The organism is Cryobacterium tagatosivorans, assembly GCF_004402215.1.
Lineage (GTDB): Bacteria > Actinomycetota > Actinomycetes > Actinomycetales > Microbacteriaceae > Cryobacterium > Cryobacterium tagatosivorans.
In genome coordinates this window covers 31,276-51,828 of sequence record NZ_SOEZ01000060.1, presented here as the reverse complement: position 1 = coordinate 51,828, position 20,553 = coordinate 31,276, and the positions used below count along the sequence as shown (strand labels likewise).

Annotated in this window: 20 protein-coding genes, 1 tRNA gene and 1 pseudogene; 9 read left to right on the top strand and 13 right to left on the bottom strand. The window is 69.5% G+C overall.

All coding sequences use genetic code 11. The annotated features are described in order from the left end of the window. Positions 1-70: 70 nt before the first annotated feature. The 5 genes from E3O23_RS12655 to E3O23_RS12635 form a co-directional block, all read right to left on the bottom strand. Positions 71-142 (bottom strand) — tRNA-Arg (locus E3O23_RS12655). 77 nt (positions 143-219) lie between these two features. Then, positions 220-1,281 carry a CHAP domain-containing protein gene (locus E3O23_RS12650; RefSeq protein ID WP_134491552.1) on the bottom strand — a complete coding sequence of 354 codons (1,062 nt, stop codon included), beginning with the start codon at positions 1,279-1,281 and terminating at the stop codon, positions 220-222. Between the two features lie 109 nt (positions 1,282-1,390). Next, entirely contained in the window at positions 1,391-1,888 is a 498-nt protein-coding gene (locus E3O23_RS12645) for an HNH endonuclease (protein ID WP_134491551.1), read from the bottom strand. Between the two features lie 336 nt (positions 1,889-2,224). Continuing rightward, positions 2,225-2,914, bottom strand: a complete 690-nt coding sequence (locus E3O23_RS18365) for a C40 family peptidase (protein WP_198415185.1) — start codon at positions 2,912-2,914, stop codon at positions 2,225-2,227. A 404-nt stretch (positions 2,915-3,318) separates the two neighbouring features. Further along, positions 3,319-4,026, bottom strand: a complete 708-nt coding sequence (locus E3O23_RS12635; RefSeq protein WP_134491550.1) for an iron-dependent transcriptional repressor DtxR — start codon at positions 4,024-4,026, stop codon at positions 3,319-3,321. A gap of 73 nt (positions 4,027-4,099) precedes the next feature. On the opposite strand from E3O23_RS12635, the gene serC reads away from it, so the two are divergent. Both serC and E3O23_RS18535 read left to right on the top strand, forming a co-directional pair. Continuing rightward, positions 4,100-5,218, top strand: coding sequence for a phosphoserine transaminase (gene serC / locus E3O23_RS12630; RefSeq protein ID WP_134491549.1), 1,119 nt, complete (start codon positions 4,100-4,102; stop codon positions 5,216-5,218). A gap of 6 nt (positions 5,219-5,224) precedes the next feature. Continuing rightward, positions 5,225-5,395 (top strand): annotated as a pseudogene (locus E3O23_RS18535) (DUF2530 domain-containing protein); the annotation flags it as partial. Here the strand turns inward: E3O23_RS18535 and E3O23_RS12625 are convergent. Both E3O23_RS12625 and E3O23_RS12620 read right to left on the bottom strand, forming a co-directional pair. Next, the gene (locus E3O23_RS12625; RefSeq protein WP_134491547.1) at positions 5,321-5,929 is read right to left on the bottom strand and encodes a DUF3027 domain-containing protein; all 609 of its coding nucleotides are present in this window, start codon (positions 5,927-5,929) and stop codon (positions 5,321-5,323) included. The pseudogene E3O23_RS18535 and the gene E3O23_RS12625 sit on opposite strands and share 75 nt — an antisense overlap. Next, a complete protein-coding gene (locus E3O23_RS12620; RefSeq protein ID WP_134491546.1) occupies positions 5,922-6,302 on the bottom strand; it encodes a cold-shock protein in 381 nt (126 codons plus the stop codon). The genes E3O23_RS12625 and E3O23_RS12620 overlap by 8 nt, the downstream gene beginning before the upstream one ends. 113 nt (positions 6,303-6,415) lie before the next feature. Between E3O23_RS12620 and E3O23_RS12615 the strand changes: the two genes are divergently transcribed. Genes E3O23_RS12615 through E3O23_RS12605 form a run of 3 tightly spaced genes read left to right on the top strand, consistent with a single transcriptional unit; the run spans position 6,416 to position 10,263 of the window. Then, positions 6,416-6,691 (top strand): multidrug ABC transporter ATPase, encoded by a 276-nt coding sequence (locus E3O23_RS12615; RefSeq protein ID WP_134491545.1) that lies wholly within the window; start codon positions 6,416-6,418, stop codon positions 6,689-6,691. Between the two features lie 4 nt (positions 6,692-6,695). Next, positions 6,696-8,576: a helicase-associated domain-containing protein gene (locus tag E3O23_RS12610; protein ID WP_134491544.1), complete on the top strand. Its 1,881-nt coding sequence runs from the start codon at positions 6,696-6,698 to the stop codon at positions 8,574-8,576. Positions 8,577-8,622: 46 nt separating this feature from the next. Then, positions 8,623-10,263, top strand: a complete 1,641-nt coding sequence (locus tag E3O23_RS12605; protein ID WP_134491543.1) for a DNA repair helicase XPB — start codon at positions 8,623-8,625, stop codon at positions 10,261-10,263. Positions 10,264-10,302: 39 nt separating this feature from the next. Here E3O23_RS12605 and E3O23_RS12600 read toward each other — a convergent pair whose 3' ends face one another. From E3O23_RS12600 to folE, 4 genes are all read right to left on the bottom strand, one after another. After that, a complete protein-coding gene (locus tag E3O23_RS12600) occupies positions 10,303-11,082 on the bottom strand; it encodes a pyrimidine reductase family protein (protein ID WP_134491542.1) in 780 nt (259 codons plus the stop codon). A gap of 3 nt (positions 11,083-11,085) precedes the next feature. After that, positions 11,086-11,994, bottom strand: coding sequence for a dihydropteroate synthase (gene folP / locus E3O23_RS12595; RefSeq protein WP_134491541.1), 909 nt, complete (start codon positions 11,992-11,994; stop codon positions 11,086-11,088). A gap of 30 nt (positions 11,995-12,024) precedes the next feature. Continuing rightward, positions 12,025-13,281, bottom strand: a complete 1,257-nt coding sequence (locus E3O23_RS12590; RefSeq protein WP_134491540.1) for an NAD(P)/FAD-dependent oxidoreductase — start codon at positions 13,279-13,281, stop codon at positions 12,025-12,027. 73 nt (positions 13,282-13,354) lie between these two features. Further along, positions 13,355-14,014 (bottom strand): GTP cyclohydrolase I FolE, encoded by a 660-nt coding sequence (gene folE / locus E3O23_RS12585; RefSeq protein WP_134491538.1) that lies wholly within the window; start codon positions 14,012-14,014, stop codon positions 13,355-13,357. 88 nt (positions 14,015-14,102) lie between these two features. Here folE and E3O23_RS12580 point away from each other — a divergent pair, with 88 nt between their 5' ends. Genes E3O23_RS12580 through E3O23_RS12570 form a run of 3 tightly spaced genes read left to right on the top strand, consistent with a single transcriptional unit; the run spans position 14,103 to position 17,337 of the window. Further along, a complete protein-coding gene (locus E3O23_RS12580; protein WP_134491535.1) occupies positions 14,103-14,834 on the top strand; it encodes a helix-turn-helix transcriptional regulator in 732 nt (243 codons plus the stop codon). A 53-nt stretch (positions 14,835-14,887) separates the two neighbouring features. Next, the gene (locus tag E3O23_RS12575; RefSeq protein ID WP_092322181.1) at positions 14,888-15,580 is read left to right on the top strand and encodes a response regulator transcription factor; all 693 of its coding nucleotides are present in this window, start codon (positions 14,888-14,890) and stop codon (positions 15,578-15,580) included. Between the two features lie 32 nt (positions 15,581-15,612). Next, positions 15,613-17,337 (top strand): sensor histidine kinase, encoded by a 1,725-nt coding sequence (locus E3O23_RS12570; protein WP_134491533.1) that lies wholly within the window; start codon positions 15,613-15,615, stop codon positions 17,335-17,337. Here the strand turns inward: E3O23_RS12570 and E3O23_RS12565 are convergent. Continuing rightward, a complete protein-coding gene (locus E3O23_RS12565) occupies positions 17,334-18,257 on the bottom strand; it encodes a glycerophosphodiester phosphodiesterase (protein WP_134491531.1) in 924 nt (307 codons plus the stop codon). The genes E3O23_RS12570 and E3O23_RS12565 overlap by 4 nt on opposite strands. Before the next feature lie 215 nt (positions 18,258-18,472). Here E3O23_RS12565 and E3O23_RS12560 point away from each other — a divergent pair, with 215 nt between their 5' ends. Further along, positions 18,473-18,763: a WXG100 family type VII secretion target gene (locus tag E3O23_RS12560; protein ID WP_134491529.1), complete on the top strand. Its 291-nt coding sequence runs from the start codon at positions 18,473-18,475 to the stop codon at positions 18,761-18,763. A 146-nt stretch (positions 18,764-18,909) separates the two neighbouring features. Here E3O23_RS12560 and groL read toward each other — a convergent pair whose 3' ends face one another. Next, positions 18,910-20,529 carry a chaperonin GroEL gene (groL, locus tag E3O23_RS12555; protein ID WP_134491527.1) on the bottom strand — a complete coding sequence of 540 codons (1,620 nt, stop codon included), beginning with the start codon at positions 20,527-20,529 and terminating at the stop codon, positions 18,910-18,912. Positions 20,530-20,553: the final 24 nt, after the last annotated feature.

Sequence of the window (20,553 nt, the reverse complement as noted above, 5' to 3'; positions counted from 1 at the left end):
TTTAGCAAGGGTAAACGTGGGATGTGGGGGAAAACCGGAGCAAACCGGCCCCCACATCCCTTTGTTTAGGTGCCCCTGGAGGGATTCGAACCCCCAACCGTTTCCTTAGGACGGAACTGCTCTTCCGTTGAGCTACAGAGGCTGACCGGTCAAGTTTAGCGGTGTGCGCCCGGCGCCGTGTTCGTCGGCATCGGTGAGGCGAGCGCCGCGGTCGCCCGGCTACGCGGGCGGGTACAGGTAGAGCGGGACCTGGCCGGCGGGGATCGTGCGTGTGTGGTACGCGCTGCTGCCCATCCAGTTGTACTCCTCGAGCACAACCGAGCCGTTGGCCGAGACCGACTGCACGTAGCCGACGTGGTTGTAATTGAACCAGGCTACGGCGCCGACGACGGGCGTGGTGCTGGTCTTCCAGCCGTGGCCGGCCCAGGCGTTGGCCCATTCGGAGGCGTTTCCGCCGCCGGGGGTGAGGTTGCTCCAGGTCCAGCGCCAGTTTCCGCCGGTCACGCCGGCGTCGCGGTTGAGGCGCCAGGCGACGAAGTCGACGCACTGCCCGTAGACGTAGCCGAGCGGAGAGAGCCCACTCTTCTTGCCGGCCCAGGGGTAGTCGTCCCCGTCGGCACGGATGCCGTACACGGCGTAGGCGGCGGTCGTCGCCTGGGCGGCATCCGCGGCCTTCTCCGCGGCGGCGGCGCGCTCACGTTCGGCCAGTTGCGCTGTCGTGGTCGCGCTGAAGCCGTCGCGGGCCACGGCGATGCTCGCCGAACCGGCGGCCACGGTGACGCCCTGCTCCTCCGCCGACGCGCGCTGGTGAGCGGTGGGGGCCCCTGCGACGCCCTGGCCCGGCGTGAACGCGTAGGCGGGCAGGGCCGCGGTGAGGAACAGTCCGGGGATCGCGAGCAGGGTGACCGCGACGGTCAGCGGGCTGTTGCGCCTGGTGCGCTTCGGGCCGCGGGCCGCAGGCGGTGCGGCCGGGGGCTTGACGGCGGCGGGCCTTCTGGCTGCGGCCCTGCCGGCGGCGGGCGCGACTGCGGCGGGCGGCATTGCGGCGGGCGGAACGGCGACGAAGGTTCGATCGACAACGACGCTCCGGACCACGCTCTGTACCGCAGTCTGCTCGGGGGCGGCCTGCTCGGGGGCGGCCTGCTCGGGGACGGCCCTGGCCTCGGCCTGCGCTGCGGCAATTTCCCGGGTTTCTCCAGCTTCCCGCTGCGCGCGGAGTTCGCGGCGCGTGGGAGTTGCGTTGGAGTTCTCGGGAGAACCGGTCAGGCCGGGCTGGGGCAAAAGGGGATCCTCCGGAGTACACGTTTAGGTCATCTGGCTCCCCCACACTATGGGACGGAGCGCCCAATGTCACCTTCAGCGTTACATTGCCGTTACCTTCGGGTCGCTTTCAGGCGGCCGGGGCGAGGTACTCGTCCCATTGCGGAAGGGGGCGTTCGACGCCCCTGACCACCCACGTGGCACCCTGCGGCATGCCCGGATCGAACAAGAGGTCCCAGTTCATCTCGGCCGGAGTGTGGTCGCCCTTGACGTTGTTGCAGCGCAAGCAGCAGGCCACCAGGTTGTCCCAGGTGTCGCGACCGCCACGCGACCGCGGCAGCACATGGTCGATCGTGCTCGCCGATTTGCCGCAATAGCCGCAGCGATGTTCGTCCCGGCGCAACACCCCCCGCCGGCTGACCGGCACGGCCCGGGAGCGCGGGATCCGCACGTACCGGGTGAGCAGGATGACGCTGGGACGCTCCCAGAACCCGGACGCGGCCGCGACCGGGTGTTCCTGATCGCTCTCGACGATCGTTGCTTTCTGGTTCATGACGAGCACCAGGGCCCGCTTGAAGGACACCACGGCGAGGGGCTCGTACCCCGCGTTGAGGACCAGTGTGCGCATGCGCTCCCTTTCGAAGGAGGCTGGACGGCTTCCAGCCATTCGAACTACGTCCTGGCGCCCAGCGAAAAAGGAGGGTACGGGCAAACAAAAAAGAGCGCTGTCACAAGGACAACGCCCAGCGGGCCACGGCGTGGCCCAGGCATGTTTGACTGCTGTGCCGCAGCACCGAGTGTCCGCGCACATCCATGGCATGGACTGTGCGAAGCTCGCGCATTGGCTCTCCCGAAAGAAAATCGCAGAACATCAGGCACTCAGGTTAACGCACAACTGGTGTTCCACGAAAATGTGGCGCGCCAGGTGTGCTATGGGCGGGCCGGCCGCGCGGCCGGCCGCGCCTCAGGTTCCGATGCGGACGATGTAGTAGTTGCTCGTCCAGATGGGCTGCACCCGCACCCTCGTGCCCGGGTAGGGGGCATGCAGGATGTTGCCGTTGCCGGCGTAGAAGCCGATGTGGCCCGGCATCACGACGAGGTCGCCGGGCCTGGCCGAGGAGGTCGCCACGCGGGTACCGGCGGCGGCCTGGCCGGCAGAGGAGTGCGGCAGCGCGACACCGAATTGCGCGTAGACATACATCACGAGTCCGGAGCAGTCGAAGCCCGCCGGGGTCGCACCCCCATAGACATAGGGGACGCCCTGGTACTGCGCGGCGACATTGTAGACCGACGACAGGCTGACGTTCGGATGCGTGGGGCTCGCCAGGTACTGCTTGGCCGACGGGCCGGTGTACGACGCCGCATACGAGGTCATCTGTTTGGCGACCTCCTTGCGGCGCGCCTCGGCGGCCGTCGCCGCCCTGGCCGCGGCCCGCGCCTTGGCGCGTGCCGCCAGCTCCTCCGGCGTCGTGGCCGTGAAGCCGTCGCGGGCGACACTGATCGTTGCCGCCTGCGTGGGCACGTCCATGGCCTGCGCGCCGGAGCGGGCGTGCAGGGTGGCCGCGGTCGCCCCGTAGCGGGTGTCGGTGGAACCCGGCACGAACGCGTAGGCGGGGAGCGCCAGCGTGGCGACGAGTCCACCGGCGAGGGTCATGACAACGATGTTGCCGAGGCTCCCCCGCCTGATCGAGGGCTTCCGCTGCCGGGGGGTTGGGGCGGGGACGGGGACGCCTGGGGCGATCTCCCGCGAGTCGTGCGTGTCGAGTTTCGGATTTGTTCCGCGACGGAACCTTGTGATGCCGTATTCAGCCAAAGTTTTTACCTCCGGCGCCTCGACAACACTAGGGAGTTGCCCCGTCCACTGCGACTGATCGCGTGTGCGTACCGAGTCAAGAGACGGGAGGGAAAGGCGTCTTGAACCGGGCCCTTCGACCGACTTCCGGCCTGCGGGACAGGGTCGACGTTACGTGACGATCCCTCGATTGTCACCTAAATCGGCACATTCTTAACGAATTGGTAACGACCGGGCCGGGTGCCCGGGACAGGATCCCCGGGCGTTCAGCCGCGGATCGGCGGGGTGGCGACGAAGATGTGGCTGGCCAGTTCATGGGGCAACTCGAGCCCCTCGGCGAACCCCTCGACCCGCACGGAAACGTACGTTCCGGATGCGGAGAAGGTGCCGCTCCGGCCGGGCAGCACACCGGCTCGCTTCAACTGGAGCAGCTGCTCCGGGTCGAACTGCACCGGCTCGCCCAGGCGCCGGATGACGGCCGTCACGGGTTCGCGGGACGCCGCGACGACGTCGACGAGGCTCGTCACGCCGGCCATGAACGCGACGGCAGGCGAGTCGCCCAGCTCGTCGAGTCCGGGGATCGGGTTGCCGTAGGGGGATTCGGTCGGATGGCCGAGGATCTCGAGGATCTTGCGCTCGACCTGCTCGCTCATCACGTGCTCCCAGCGGCAGGCTTCGTCGTGCACGAACTCCCACTCGAGTCCTATGACGTCGCTGAGCAGCCGTTCGGCGAGACGGTGCTTGCGCATCACGTGGACCGCCTTGCTGCGCCCCTCCGCGGTGAGCTCCAGGTGGCGGTCGCCCGACACGATGACCAGGCCGTCGCGCTCCATCCGGGCGATCGTCTGCGACACCGTCGGGCCGGAGTGGCTGAGCCGCTCGGAGATGCGGGCCCTCAGCGGGACGATCTGCTCCTCTTCGAGGTCGAGGATCGTGCGAAGGTACATCTCTGTGGTGTCGATCAGATCAGTCATCCGCAGCCCTCCGCTCATCCGCTTACAACGTCACAACCCTACCCGTCGGCCCGCGGCCAACTAGAATCACGGTATGCCGGATCTGACAATTCCCACTGAACTCCTGCCCAGCGACGGACGATTCGGCTGCGGCCCGTCGAAGATCCGGCCGGAACAACTCGAGCACCTCCTCACCGCGGGCGCCGCGGTGCTCGGCACCTCCCACCGGCAGCCACCGGTCAAGGATCTCGTGGGCCGCATCCGTTCGGGCCTCGGCGAACTGCTCCGCGCACCTGACGGCTACGAGGTCGTTCTCGGCAACGGCGGCTCGACGGCCTTCTGGGACGCCGCCGCCTTCTCGCTGATCGACCGGCGCAGCCAGAACCTCGTCTTCGGCGAATTCGGCGGCAAGTTCGCGGCCGCGTCGGCCGCCCCGTGGCTGGAGGCGCCCGACGTGATCACGTCGGCCCCGGGTTCCCGCAGCGACGTCGTGGTCACCGAGGGTGTCGACGTGTACGCCTGGCCGCAGAACGAAACCTCGACCGGCGTCATGGCCCCGGTCACCCGGGTGCAGGGCGACCCCGGCGCGCTCACCGTCATCGACGCCACGAGCGCCGCGGCCGGAATCGACTTCGACGCCGCCCAGTCGGATGTCTACTACTTCGCCCCGCAGAAGAACCTCGCCTCCGACGGCGGTCTCTGGCTGTCGCTGTTCTCCCCCGCCGCCATCGAACGGGTCGAACGGATCGCGGCGAGCGGCCGCTACATTCCCGAGTTCCTCAGCCTGAAGAACGCGATCGACAACTCGAGGCTCAACCAGACCCTGAACACGCCGGCGCTGACGACGCTGCTCCTGCTCGAAAACCAGCTGGAGTGGATCAACGGCAACGGCGGACTGGCCTGGGCGTCCGAGCGGACGCGGGAATCGTCATCCGTTCTCTATGACTGGGCCGAGCGCGTGGACTACGCGACGCCGTTCGTGTCCAACCCCGACCACCGCTCGCAGGTCGTGGTCACCATCGACTTCGACGAGACCGTGGATGCCGCGGTCGTCGCCCGGACGCTGCGCGCCAACGGCATCGTCGACACCGACCCGTATCGCAAGCTGGGCCGCAACCAGTTGCGCCTGGCGACCTTCACGGCGATCGAGCCGGACGACGTGCGCAGCCTCGTCGGGGCGATCGAGTACGTCGTCGAACACCTCGGCCGGTAGCGCCCGATGCGTCTCTGGCTGAAGGACAGCGAACGACGCCCCGACCCGCTGCCCGCGCGCACGGATGCGCGCAAGGCCTTCCTCGCGGGTTCGGTGGTGTGGTTAGTCGTCCTCGTCGTCGCGGTCGTCTTCCGCGTCGAACTCGCCGCTCGCGGCGTCGAATGGTGGGTCTGGTGTGCCGTCATCGGTCTCGGGCTCGGCGTGGCCGGCCTCGCCTGGGTGCAGGTCAGACGCCGCTAGCGCTTCTCCGAAGTCAATGCCGTCGAGTTCGTCGTCGCCGCTGTCGTCGTCTTCGAAGTCGTCGTCCTCGTCGTGATCGGCGGTGTCATCCGTCTCCACGTCGAAGTCGTCGAGCGCATCCAGTGCCTCGGCAGCGGCCTCGGCCTCGGCGAGCTCCTCGGCGGTGCGGTGATCGGCCAGCCGGTCCGACCACGGGACCCACTCGGGGGCGAGTAGGGCATCGCCGCCGGGCATGAGCTCGGTCTCCAGGACCGAGGGCGGGGAATCGCCGTCGATGCGGGAGAGGCTGACCGTCCAGTGCCAGCCGGGGTAACCGGTCATCAGGCAGTCGAAGAGGAGCGACAGGACGTGTTCGCCTTCGACGATGTGGCCGACCGGCTCACCGACGGTGTCGGCCGGGGTGATCTCGAGCAGCGCCGTCCGCGCCACGTCAACGGCCTGGAGCAGGGTTTCGTCCGCCAGCTCAGGCATCGAGCTCCTCGGCAACCTTGCGCAGCATCGCCGCGATCTTCTTGCTGTGGGAGCTTTCCGGGTAGCGGCCGCGCCGTAAGTTGGCGCCGATCCCGTCGAGCAGCTTGACCAGGTCCTCGACGATGATCGCCATGTCATCGGCGGGTTTGCGGCTGAGCTTGGACAGGCTCGGCGGGGCCTCGAGCACCCGCACGGACAGCGCCTGGGCGCCGCGTTTGCCGTCTGCGATCCCGAATTCGAGCTTGGTTCCGGCCTTGACCGTCACGCCGGCGGGCAGGGCGGAAGCGTGCAGGAAGACCTCCTGGCCGTCATCGGAACTGATGAAGCCAAAACCCTTCTCCTCGTCGTAAAACTTGACCTTGCCGGTAGGCATCTAGACCTCGCTGGGTTCCGGGCGCGCGGGAATGCACGTCATCCGAACCAAGCCTATTCGCTTCGGCGGGTCCCCGCCCCGTCTTTGTCGGGTGTGACCACTATCCTTGGGGTGTGACCAATCAAACCGCACGGAGCTCCAGCCGGATCGAGCGCATCCTGGCATTTATGGTTGCGGGTGTTGTGGGTCTGTCGATCCTCGCCTTCCTGGCCATCATCATCGGGACAGTGGCCGGCGCCGGAGCCAACGACGGTTTCAGTTCCGGCATCTGGCCGGTTGTTTTCACGCTGCCGTACTACGGCCTGCCCGTGGGTTTCCTGGCCATTGTCACCCTCATGGTGATGACGGGTGTTCGCCGCAGTCGCGAGGCACGTCAGAACAGGCGGTAACGGCATGCTGTCGCTCGCAACGCGTCTCCGTGCCATGGACGACGCCTCGCTGCGCCTGGCGATCGCGGCCCGCTCCGTCTCGGCCACGGGCATCCGGGACTTCTTCGACCTGGCCGAGAGCCTGCTCGATCCGGCCTCGGTCCAGGCCGCGCTGGTCCACCTGGACCGCGCCACCCTCGCCGTCCTCGCCGTGGCCGGGGAGCCGGTCGGCGCTGCGGCAGGTGCTGTCGCCGACCTGCGCGGCCCGACGACCGCGGAACTCGCCTCCCGCTTGACCGTGCCGGCCGGGGCAGTCGTCACGGAGGCGGACGTCGCCGCGCGCGCCGCGGAACTCGACCGCCTCATGCTCGCCCGCCTGGCCGATGGGCGGCTGGCCCCGTACGAAGCCGTCAGCGCGCAACTGCGCCGCTGGCCCGCCCAGGGCCTGCCCAGCGCCACCGAGCTGGCGGCCACGCCGCCGCCCGCGCCGCTGCCCGCGGCGTCGGAGAATGACATCCGCTTCGCCGACCGGCTGGCCACCGAGCGCGCCTTCACCGCCGTCTCCGCCATCGCAGAACTGATCACGGAGCTCTCCCGCGAGCCCGCTCGGGAACTCAGCCGCGGCGGGCTGGGGCTGCCGGACACCAAACGCCTCGCCATGGTCATGTCCGTGGAGCTGGACGCCGTCGCGCCGCTGGTCGCGGCCGCCGCCCGCTCCGGGCTCATCGCGCACTCGAACGGGCATTGGCTGGGCACCGAAGCCGGCGAGGCCTGGATGCTCGAGGGAACCACCCGCCGCTGGGCCGCGCTCGCCCGGGCCTGGCACGACGCCCTGCCGGCCGATGTGCGGGCCCTGCTCGCCCGCCGCCCCTCCTTCTCCTGGGGCGAGGGTCTGCGCGCCTTCGTTTCCTGGCTGTACCCGGCCGGCGGCGACTGGATGGACGAACGCGTCACCGAGTTCACCCGCGACGCCGAACTGATCGGGATCATGGCGCACCACATGACCAGCCCGGCGGGGGTGGCCCTCCTGGCCGGCGACCTCGACGCGGCCGCCGCCCTGATGGGCAGGTCTCTCCCGGCCGAGGTCGGCGCCGTGTACCTGCAGCACGACCTGTCGATCGTCGCCCCTGGCCCGCTCGCCCCATCGATCGACGCGAGGCTCCGCGGACTGGCCGACGTGGAGAGCCGGGAACTCGCGTCCAGCTACCGCATCACGGCGGCCTCGGTGAGCCGCGCCCTGGCCTCCGGCGAAACCGCCGACTCGCTGCTCGACTTCCTGCGTGGCGTGTCCCTGAGCGGCATCCCGCAGCCGGTCGAGTACCTCATCCGGGAATCGGCCGCCCGGTACGGCAGCGTCCGGGTGGGCAACGCCCACACCCTGGGGTCGCTGACGCAGAGTTACATCCGCTCGGACGACGCCGCCCTGCTCGGCACCATCGCCGTCGACCAGACGCTCACCCCGCTCGCGCTCGTGCGGGACACCGAGGACCGCCTGACCAGCCGCATCCCCGTCGAGACCGTCTTCTGGGCGCTCACCGACGCGCGTTACCCGGTCGCGGCGGAGAACGGCGACGGCGAGATCGTGCACCTCCGCCGCCACCAGCTCGCCATCGTGCAACCGGTCGTCGTGGCCGACCCCGCTGCCGCGCTGGTCGAGAAGCTCCGGGCCGGCGACGGCGGCGAGGTCATGGCCGGGGACGCATGGCTGGCTCGCCAGCTCGACACGGCGATCAAGGGCAAGCAGACCGTCACGGTGAGCATCGCGATGCCCGGCGGGGTTGTCGTGGATTACCTGCTCGAGCCGGCGAGCGTCGGCGGCGGACGCTTCCGCGCCAGGGACCGCCGCGCCGACATCGAGCGCACGCTGCCGCTGTCGAGCATCATCAGCATCACGCCGGTCGGGTAGACCGGCTCCCGGCTTTCCAGCGCGGGCTGGCGTAGGATTACCGGTTATGTCTGACGGACCACTGATCGTCCAAAGCGACCGCACTGTTTTGCTCGAAGTCGCGCACTCCCTCGCGGAGGATGCGCGTCACGACCTCGCCGTGTTTGCCGAGCTCGAGCGCGCCCCCGAGCACATCCACACCTACCGGATCACCCGGCTGGGGCTGTGGAACGCGCGGGCGGCGGGGCATGACGCCTCGGACATGCTGGCCACACTGGAGAAATACTCGAAGTTCGCCATCCCGCAGACCGTGACCGTGGACATCACCGAGACCGTCGGCCGGTACGGCCGGCTGGTCATCGAACGCGACGGTGAAGGCGCCCTCATCCTGCGCAGCACCGACCAGGCCGTGCTGATGGAGGTCTCGGGTGCCAAGCGGATTTCCCCGCTGCTGGTCGGGCATCCGACGCCGGACTCCTTCCTGGTCGAACCGTGGGCCCGCGGCCAGCTCAAGCAGGAACTGGTCAAGCTCGGCTGGCCGGCCGAGGACCTCGCCGGGTACACCCCCGGCACGCCGCATCCGATCGCCCTGCTCGAGACGGGCTGGGCCCTGCGCGACTACCAGAACAAGGCCGTCGCGAACTTCTTCGAGGGTGGCTCCGGAGTCGTCGTGCTGCCCTGCGGCGCCGGCAAGACGCTCGTCGGCGCCGGCGCGATGGCGACCGCGCAGACCAACACCCTCATCCTCGTCACCAACACGATCTCCGCCCGGCAGTGGCGCGACGAACTCCTCAAGCGCACCACCCTGACCGCCGACGAGATCGGCGAGTACTCGGGCCAGGTGAAGGAGGTCAAGCCGGTCACGATCGCGACCTACCAGATCCTCACCGCCAAGCGGAAGGGCGAGTACGCCCACCTCGAACTGCTCGACGCCATGGACTGGGGCCTGGTGATCTACGACGAGGTGCACCTGCTCCCGGCGCCGGTGTTCAAGCTCACCGCGGAGCTGCAGGCCCGCCGCCGCCTCGGGCTCACTGCGACGCTGGTGCGCGAGGACGGCCGCGAGGGCGACGTGTTCAGCCTGATCGGACCCAAGCGGTTCGACGCGCCGTGGAAGGAGATCGAGGCCCAGGGCTTCATCTCCCCCGCCTCCTGCTACGAGGTGCGGATCGACCTGCCGCAGTCCGAGCGGCTCAGCTACGCGGCGGCCGCGGACGACGAGCGCTACCGGATGGCCGCGACGGCGCCGGCGAAACTCGATGTCGTCAAGCAGCTGGTGGCGAAGCATCCGGGCGAGCGCATCCTCGTGATCGGCCAGTACCTCGACCAGATCGACGAACTCGCCGAGGCGCTCGGCGCCCCGAAGCTCACCGGTGCGACCCCGATCGACGAACGCGAGCGGCTCTACCAGGCCTTCCGGGTCGGCGAGGAGAACGTACTCGTCGTCTCGAAGGTCGCGAACTTCTCGGTCGACCTGCCCGAGGCGACGGTCGCGATCCAGGTCTCCGGGTCGTTCGGCTCCCGGCAGGAGGAGGCGCAGCGCCTCGGCCGCCTGCTCCGGCCGAAGGAATCGGGCCTGTCGGCCAACTTCTACACCCTCGTCGCGCGGGACACCGTCGACCAGGACTTCGCGCAGAACCGCCAGCGCTTCCTCGCCGAACAGGGGTACAGCTACACGATCCTCGACTCGCACAACCTCGCAGCCTGACCCGCACTCTCTCCCCCCGCGAAACCGCAGTTGTGCGCGCTAAAAACGTGTTTTAGCGCGCACAACTGCGGTTTCGCGGGGGGAAATGCGCTCGTAGCGGAGGAAGAGCATGTCGCCGGCGGGGAGGGCGTGCAGCAACCTCATCGGCCGGTGCGTCGTGGCCGCGCCGCGCGCGATGCGCCCGGCGGGCCCGCCTTCGAGCACGGGGCTGAGCGTCAGGCAGAGTTCGTCGACGCAGTCCGCCTCGAGCAACGACCCGAAGAGGTGCGGCCCGCCCTCGCAGAGCACCTGGCCGTGCCCCCGGGCAGCGAGCCCGGCGAGCAGGAGCCGCGGGTCGACGGCATCCTCGCCGCAGACCAGCACGTCGGCGACCTCGGCGAGCGCCGCCCGCCGGTCCGCCGGCGCCGACGCGTGGGTGACCACGATCGGGCGGGTCGGCGCCTCGGTGAACGCCGGATGCGTCGGCTCGATGTCCAGCCGGCCCGACACGATCGCGAGCGGCGGCTGCTCGGCCCATCCCCGGGCTGCCCGCCACGCGGCATCCGCCGGGGCCAGCCGGATGCCCCCGTACCCCTCGGCCCGCACGGTGCCCGCGCCGACGAGCATCACGTCGGCCAGCATCCGGAGCGTGTCGAAGACGAGCTTGTCGTCGGCGTTCCCCAGCCCACCGCTCAGCCCGTCGTGGGTGGCCGCCCCGTCGAGGCTGGAAATGAAATTCATCCGCAGCCGCGGGGCCGACCGGTCGGCTACCTGGTAGCGCTCGATGATCTCCGTGCGGTCGAGTGTCGCCCCGACTGGCACCGCTTGGCTGCCCGGCATCGGTCAGGCCAGGTTGTGGCGCAGGTACGCCGGCTCGCGGAAGCCGAGGATGGCCTCGGTCATCCGCGCGGCGTCGACGGCGGCGGCCACATTGTGCATGCGCACGATCCGGGCGCCCTGAAGGATGCAGAAGACCGCCGCAGCGAGGGATCCTTCCACCCGTGCTCCCCGTTCCCGGTCGAGGGTCTCGCCGACGAAGTCCTTGTTGGAGACCGCCACGAGGGTCGGCAGGCCGAGCGCGGTGATCTCGCCCAGCCGACGGGTCAGCTCGAGCGAGTGCCTCGTGTTCTTATTCAGGTCGTGGCCCGGGTCGACGATGATGCGCTCGAGCGGAACCCCACGCTCGGTGGCCCGGTCGACCCGCGCCCGGAGGAAGGCGGCCACCTCGGCGACGACATCGTCGTAGTGCGGCGCCGGGTACGGGGTCCGCGGCAGCGCGAGGCTGTGCGTGATCACCAGGGTCGCGTCGCTGTCGGCGACCACCTCGGCCATGGCCGGGTCGTGCACGCCGGTGGTGTCGTTGATCACGTGGGCGCCCGCCGCGATCCCCGCGAGGGCGACCTTCGGGTGGAAGGTGTCGAGCGAAATGACCACGTCCGAGCCGCGCAGCGCCCGGATCACCGGCACGACCCGGTCGATCTCCTCGCTGATCGGGATGGCCGGCCCTGGCGCGAACTTCGCCCCGCCGATGTCCACCCAGTCGGCCCCGTCGGCGATCGCCCGGTGGGCGGCGTCGACGGCCGCATCGAGCTCGAACGTGGCGCCCCGGTCGTAGAACGAGTCCGGCGTGCGGTTGATGATCGCCATCACGGCGACCTCACGGGAGAAATCGAAGACGCGCCCGCCGATCAGGCGCCGCGGGGACGCCAGCTCGGGCAGGACGGCTCCGGCAAAGCTGGGCGCAGTGGCCATGTCAGTCCCTGTCGTCGGATGCGGCGGCCGTCAATCGGTCGGTGCACTCAGGTCGGTCAGTGCAATCTTCTCATCAGCCAGCCGGTCGGCGTCGATCCGCACGCGGGAACGGATGAGGTCCTGCACCGCCTGGTTCACGTCCCAGACGTTCACGTTCATGCCGGCGACCACCCTCGAATCGGCCACCCAGAACGCGATGAACTCCCGCGCGGCCAGGTCGCCGCGGATCACGACCGCGGCATCCTGCACGAGGTCCGCGTACCCCGAGTACTCCATGCCCAGGTCGAACTGGTCGGTGTAGAAGTACGGAATCTCGGCGTAGCTGACCTCGGCGCCGGCCATCGACCTCCCGGCCGCGGCGCCGGCGTTCTCCGCATTGGCCCAGTGCTCGATGCGGATCCGGTGCCCGAGCACCGGGTGGAACACGTTCGCGACGTCGCCGACCGCGTAGACGTCGGCGGCGCTCGTGCGGAAGGCCGCGTCGGTGACGATCCCGTTGTCGACCGCCAGGCCGGCCTCGGCGGCCAGGCCGATGTTGGGGACGGCCCCGATGCCGACCACGACGACGTCGGCCGGTACGACCTCGCCGGTGTCCAGCACGACCCCGGTCACGCCGGTCCCGTCGCCCACGATGTCCGCGACGCCGGTCGACATGCGCAGGTCGACACCGTTCGCCCGGTGCAGCTCGCCGAACACCGCTCCGACCTCGTCCCCGACGATGAGGTTCAGCGGCACGCTCTCCCGGCCGAGCACGGTGACCTCGTTGCCGTAGCCGCGGGCGGCCGCGGCGACCTCGAGGCCGATCCAGCCCGCACCGACGATGACCACCCGGCGGGAGCCCGTCCGGAGCGCCTCGCGCAGCGCCTCGGATTCGCCGATCGTGCGCAGGTGGTGCACGCCGGCCAGGCCGGCGCCTTGGCCAGGGTACCGGCGGGACGCGGCCCCGGTCGCCAGCAGCAGCTTGTCGTAGCGCAGCACCTCGCCGCCGTCGAGCGTCAGCTCATGGGTGCGGGGCGAGAGCACGGATGCCGTGCGGCCGCGGAGCACGTCGATGTTCTGCTGGTCGTACCAGTCGGCCGGGTGCACGAACACGGTGTCGCGTCCGGCCTTCCCCTGCAGGTATTCCTTCGAGAGCGGGGGACGGATGTAGGGGATCTCATCCTCGGCGGCGACGATCACGACGCGTCCGGCGAACCCTTCGGCCCGGATCCCCTCGGCCGCCCGCGCCCCGGCGAGTCCCCCGCCGACGATGACGAATGACCGATCGCTGGTCTGGTCGTGGTTCATGCTCTTCTCCTCGTTCGTGGCGGTGGTCAGGTGGTGGTCGTGGCGGCGTTCGTGGCGGCGTCCCGCGCGGTGTCTACGCGCTCAGCCCGCATCGGGCGAGGAACTCCGCCCGCGTGCGCGGGTCGTCCCGAAGCGCACCGTGCAGCGCGCTCGTCGTGGTGCGCGAGCCGCTGACCTGCACCCCGCGGAGCGACATGCAGAGGTGCTCGGCCTCGATCACGACGCCCACGCCTCGGGGCGTGAGCTGCGCCTGGAGCCAGTCGGCGACATCCGTGGTCAGCCGCTCCTGCACCTGCAGGTCGCGCGCGAAATAGTCGAGCACCCTGGCCAGTTTCGACAGGCCGAGGATGCGGTCGCCAGGGAGGTAGCCGATGTGCGCGACGCCCTGGAAGGGAAGCAGGTGGTGCTGGCAGAGCGAGTGGAACGGGATGTCCCGCACGAGCACGAGTTCGGCGTATCCGCTGTCGTTCGGGAACGTGGTCGGCGAGAAGTCCGTGGGGGTGAGCATCTCGATGAAGGCGTCCGCCACCCGCCGCGGGGTGTCGGCGAGGTGCGGGCTGGCGACGTCGCGGCCGAGGGCGACGAGGAGGTCGGCCACCGCCGCGGCGGCGAGCTCCGCGTCCGGCCGGCCGGTGGGCACGGATGCCGGGCCGCCGGGCCCCGGCACGGCCCGCAACGGCGAGGGACCGTGGAGCACGGGCCCGAGGTTGGGGGTGCGTTCTGCGAGTGACATGGGATCCCTTCCACGGAATGTACTCCCGACGCTAGAACCGAATATTTCTTTTGTCAAGATTCATAATTTTTAGAGCTAGACTCATCCCATGGAGACGCCGACGCCGACCGGGACACCCACGGACACGCCCCCCGAGGCGACCCCGCTCCCGCGCCGGGTCGCCGCCGTCACGGCGCTGGCCGATCCCGCGCGCCGGGCCCTATACGAGCTGGTCACCCGAAACGCCGAACCGATCGGCCGGGATGCCGCGGCCGAATCCGTCGGCCTCTCCCGGAGCACCGCGGCCTTCCACCTCGAACGCCTGGCCGCGCTCGGCCTGGTCGACGTCGAGTACCGCCGCCTGAGCGGGCGGACCGGGCCCGGCTCCGGTCGCCCGGCGAAACTGTACCGCCGCGCCGACGCCGAGATCAGCGTCTCGCTCCCCGAGCGGCACTACGACCTGGCCGGCGACGTCCTCGCCGGCGCGATCGAGCGGTCCATCGAGACCGAACGGCCGGTGCGCGAAACCCTCCGCGCGGTGGCCGGCGAGGCCGGGCGAAGCCGGGGCGCGGCCTCCGCCTCGCTCCCCCTCGCCCTGGCGGGAAACGGCTTCGAACCGTATGCCGACGGCGACGACCTCGTGCTGGGGAACTGCCCGTTCCACCGCCTGGCCCAGAAGCACACCGACATCGTCTGTGAGCTCAATTACGAGCTCGTCCGGGGACTGGCCGACGGGTGCGGCGACCACGATCACGCGGTGGCCAGCGAGCCGGGAGCCGGGCGGTGCTGCATCAGGATCAGCCGGGCCGAGGCATCCGTTCGAGGCTCGTCAACGACCTGACACATACCGTCCACTCTCAGGAACATCCCAGCTAACGCGCAGATACTGGTGGCATGACCGATGGCCCCCGCATTCTCATTGTCGACGACGAACCCAACATCCGGGATCTTCTCACCACCAGCCTGCGCTTCGCCGGCTTCGCCGTGCGCGCCGTGGGAAACGGCGCCCAGGCGATCTCCGCCGTACTGGAGGAGGAGCCGGACCTCATCATCCTCGACGTCATGCTCCCCGACATCAACGGTTTCGGCGTGACCAAGCGCCTCCGCACCGCCGGGTACACGGCCCCGATCCTCTTCCTCACCGCGAAGGATGACACCGAAGACAAGATCACCGGGCTCACTGTCGGCGGCGACGACTACGTCACCAAGCCGTTCAGCCTCGACGAGATCGTCGCGCGGATCAAGGCGATCCTGCGTCGCACCATGCACGCCGACGAGGATGCCGTCATCCGGGCCGGCGAGCTCACCATGGACCAGGACACCCACGAGGTGCTGGTCGGCGACCAGCCGATCGAGCTCAGCCCGACCGAGTTCAAGCTCCTGCGCTACCTCATGCTCAACCCCAACCGGGTGCTGTCCAAGGCGCAGATCCTCGACCACGTGTGGGAGTACGACTTCAACGGGGATGCCGGCATCGTCGAGTCCTACATCTCCTACCTTCGGCGCAAGGTTGACACGCATTCGAGCGAGCCGCTCATCCAGACCAAACGCGGCTTCGGCTACATGCTCAAGGCGGCCAAGGCGTAGCTCACAGGCTGCGCCGATAAACTGAAGGCCACATGCATGAGTCACTGACGGAGCGCTGGAGCCGTACCTCCCTTCGCTCCAAGATCACCGGCGTGACCGTGCTGATGCTGACCCTCGGGCTCCTCGTCTCCGGCATCGGCACGATGGCGATGCTGCGGCAGTACGTCGTCCAGCAGGTCGACGCGCGCCTCCAGACCGAGGCGCAGACCGCGCTCAACGGCTACTCGGCGGCTTCCCTGGCCGAGGGCAGCGCGGAGGGCGTCCCGTCCGACTACTTCGTCGCCCTGTACGACGAGAGCGGCGCCATCCGGGACCGCACCTGGCGGGATCGGCCCAGCCGGGACCTGCCCATGATCGACATGCCGCTCGACCTCCAGACCGTGACCCGGCTCGACGGCGAGATCCAGACGTTCTACAACGCGAACCACGACACCGAGTTCCACGCCGTCGCGGTGCCGTTCGTGATCAGTCCCCAGGGCACCTACGGAACCCTGTTGATGGCCGTGTCGCTGAAGCCGACCGAGAACACGATGGCCACCTACCTCACCATCTTCCTCGGCTTCGGCGTGGGCGTGGTCCTCGTCGGCGCGCTGCTCACCCGGCTGCTCGTGACGACCACCTTCGCGCCGCTGCGCGAGGTCGAACGCACCGCGGCCGCGATCGCCGACGGCGACTTCAGCCAGCGCCTCGGCGGCGCGACCCCGAACACGGAAGTCGGCCGGCTGAACCGCTCGCTCAACACGATGCTCAACCGCATCGACCGCGCCTTCAAGGACCGCGCGCGCACCATCGACCAGATGCGCCGGTTCGTCGGCGACGCGAGCCATGAACTGCGCACCCCGCTCGTCTCCGTTCGCGGCTACGCGGAGCTCTACCGGATGGGCGCGCTGCAGACGCCCGAGGACGTCGCCCAGGCGATGGAACGCATCGAGAAGGAAGCGATCCGGATGGGCGGACTGGTCGAGGACCTCCTCGAGCTGGCCCGCCTGGACGAAACGAAGCCCCTGGCCCTGGCCGAGGTCGACCTCATGCCCCTGGCCCGCGACGCCGCGCTCGACGCCATGGCGTCCTCCCCGGGGCGACGAGTGACCGTCGTGTCCCGGGCGCCGCAGGAGGATCTCGACGAGACCGCCGACATCCCCGCCGTCGATGCCGACTCGGCCGCGGCCGCGCGGCCCGTCAACGCGCCCAGGATGCAGCCGGCCAATGGGGCGGCTTCCCTCACCGGCCCGATCTCCTTCGCCGGCGCGACGCTGGCCCGGCTGCGCACGCGCAAGCCGCGCCGAACCGACCCGCCGGCCCCGCAGATCGAGCCCGCGGCTCCGTCCGGCGCGGTCCCCGCCGTCGTCATGGCCGAGGAGAACAAGATCCGCCAGGTGATCACCAACCTGATGGGCAATGCCCTGCGGTTCAGCCCGCCGGACAGCCCGGTCGAGCTCGAGGTGTCCGTTGATCGGCGGAACCAGCGCGCGGCGATCGCCGTGGTCGACCACGGTGAGGGCATCCCGCCCCAGATTCGGGACAAGATCTTCCAGCGCTTCTGGCGCGCGGACACCTCACGCGCCCGCGAAACCGGGGGCAGCGGCCTCGGCCTCGCCATTGTCGCCTCGATCGTGGCCAGCCACAACGGCACCGTGGAGGTCCTCGACACCCCCGGCGGCGGGGCGACCTTCCGGGTCTGGCTCCCGCTGGCCGGCTCCCCGAACGCGCCCCAGGGGATCACTCCGCCGAGCGCCCCTGAGGCCAGGTCGCTTTAGCCTCGCGCCACCCGGTCGGCCAGGATGCGCTCCAGCGCGTCAGGCCGGTTGGTGATCACGCCGTCGACACCCAGGTCGATGGCGCGCCTGAGGTCCGCGTCGCTGTCGACCGTCCAGGTCAGGCACTCCATCCCGAGGCGGTGCACCTCGGCAACGTAGGCGGCGTCGATGGAGTAGTGGTACGGGTTGATCTGGTCCGCCCAGGTCGCCAGCTCGGGCAGCTGGGCGAACGTCGGAGTGCCGAGGAGACCGACGGGCACGGTCGGTTCGAGTGCCTTGAACGCCTTCATCGAGCCGAAGTTGAACGACTGGACGACGAGACGCCCGGCGGAGACGGCCGACTGGACGTAGCCGGGGAAGGTGTTCATCTCCGCGGCCACCTCGGCCTCGATTCCGGGGTAGAGTTCCGGCGCCTTGATCTCCAGGAGCATGCCGCCGCTGCTGTTGCGGATCGTCCGGATTGACTCGGCGAGGGTCGGGATCCTCTCACCGGCGAACTTCGGGTCCTTCCAGGAGCCGGCGTCGAGGGTGAGCATCTCGGCATGGGTGAAGTCGCTGACTTTCCAGGGAGCACGGTCGGGGAAGAGCTGCTCGACGTTCGTCGTCCGGGCCAGGCTGGTGTCGTGGATCACGACGAGTTCGCCGTCTCTGGAACGCTGGACGTCGAGCTCGGCGAAGTCGCCGCCGAGGGCGATGCCCTCCCGAAAGGAGAGCAGCGTGTTCTCCGGGTAGTACGCACTCGCGCCGCGGTGAGCCGCATTGATGACCGTGACGGCCTCCGGCGCCTCGGTCGCGTGCGCGCCGGAGGCCGTGGGCACTGTCGCGCCGGCGGCGAGGGCGACGCCGACGAATACGGCCGCTGCCCTCGCGGACCTGCGCCCGCTCGGTCGGATCCGGCGGGTGGGGGTGAGAAGTCTCATGCGGTCTCCTTGGTGTGGGGTTACGTCCCCAAGGCTGTCGAGTCCGAATGGCGCGCATGGGCACCCCGGATGGCCGGCTCGTGGCCGCGGCGCGACCGCCGGGGGCCGCGACCTCCCCACCCGCGGCCGGTGGGGCGCCATCCACCGCCAGGGGGCCATCGTCCTGGTCCGCCCGCGGGAGCCGTACCGTAGCGGGCGACGAGAGGACCACGAACATGACGAGCTACCAGGTGGACAGCGAGGCCGTGCTGGGCACGACGGCGACCGCGCAGGCGGCCATTGGCCGCATCCAGGCCGAGGTGGCCGGGCTGCTCGCGCAGCTGACCGGCCTCGAGGGGTCGTGGAGCGGTCAGGCGGCCGCAGCATTCCAGGCTGCGGTGTCGGACTGGCGCGCCACCCAGCGACAGGTTGAGGAGAGCGCGGAGGGTCTCAATCGGGCCCTGTCGCAGGCCGGTCAGCAGTATGCCGAGGTCGAGCAGGCCAACGCGCTGTTGTTCGCGCGCTGACGCCGGCGCACGGCCCTGGCGCCCGCGCAAAGAGGGCGGAACAAATCGGCCGGAACAAGGCGACCGGGACAACACGGCCGAGACAAAACAATGGGCGCCTCCCCAAGGAGGCGCCCATCATCTGGTGCGGTGAAGCGGGAGGGGACTTAGAAGTCCATTCCGCCGCCCTGGTCGCCGGCCGGGGCCGGGTGCTTCTCGGGCTTGTCGGCGACAACGGCCTCGGTGGTGAGGAACAGTCCGGCAATCGACGCGGCGTTGAGCAGCGCGGAGCGGGTGACCTTCACCGGGTCATTGATGCCGGCGAGGAGCATGTCAACGTACTCACCGGTTGCGGCGTTGAGGCCCCAGCCGACGGGCAGGTTGCGCACCTTGTCCGCGACAACGCCCGGCTCGAGGCCGGCGTTGAGTGCGATCTGCTTGAGCGGTGCGTCGATGGCGACGCGCACGATGTTCGCGCCCGTTGCCTCGTCGCCCGTCAGGGACAGCTTGGCGAAAGCGGTCTTGCCGGCCTGGATCAGCGCAACGCCACCACCGGCGACGATGCCCTCTTCAACGGCAGCCTTCGCGTTGCGGACGGCGTCCTCGATGCGGTGCTTGCGCTCCTTGAGCTCAACCTCCGTCGCGGCGCCGGCCTTGATGACGGCAACTCCACCGGCGAGCTTGGCGAGACGCTCCTGGAGCTTCTCACGGTCGTAGTCGCTGTCGGTGTTCTCGATCTCGCTGCGGATCTGCTGGACGCGTCCGGCGATGGCCTCGACGTCTCCGCCGCCCTCGACGATCGTGGTCTCGTCCTTGGTGATGACGACCTTGCGGGCCGTGCCGAGCAGGTCGAGGGTGACGTTCTCGAGCTTGAGTCCGACCTCCTCGGCGATGACCTGGCCACCGGTGAGGATGGCGATGTCCTGCAGCTGCGCCTTGCGGCGGTCGCCGAAGCCCGGAGCCTTGACGGCGACGGACTTGAAGATGCCGCGGATCTTGTTCACAACGAGCGTGGCCAGGGCCTCGCCGTCGACGTCCTCGGCGATGATGAGGAGCTGCTTGCCGGTCTGGATGACCTTGTCAACGATCGGCAGCAGGTCCTTGATGTTCGAGACCTTGGAGTTGACGATCAGGATGTACGGGTCTTCGAAGACCGCTTCCTGACGGTCGGGGTCGGTGACGAAGTACGCCGACAGGAAGCCCTTGTCGAAGCGCATGCCCTCGGTCAGCTCGAGCTCGGTGCCGAGAGTGTTGGACTCCTCGACGGTGACAACGCCTTCCTTGCCGACCTTGTCGATCGCCTCGGCGATGATGGCGCCGATCTCGGCGTCACCGGCGGAGATGGAAGCGGTGGCCGCGATCTCTTCCTTGGTCTCTACCTCTTTGGCGTTCGCGATGAGCTCTTCGATGACGGCAGCAGTTGCCTTCTCGATGCCGCGCTTGAGGCTGATCGGGTCGGCGCCGGCCGCGACGTTGCGCAGGCCTTCGCGAACGAGCGCCTGGGCGAGGACGGTGGCGGTGGTCGTTCCGTCGCCGGCGACGTCATCCGTCTTCTTGGCGACCTCCTTGACGAGTTCCGCACCGATCTTCTCGTACGGGTCGTCGAGTTCGATCTCCTTGGCGATGGACACGCCGTCGTTGGTGATCGTGGGGGCGCCCCACTTCTTTTCGAGAACGACGTTGCGTCCGCGCGGGCCGAGGGTGACCTTGACCGTGTCGGCGAGGATGTTCAGGCCGCGCTCAAGGCCGCGACGGGCCTCTTCGTTGAAAGCAATGATCTTTGCCATAAGTGTTTCTCGTCCCTCCCGGAC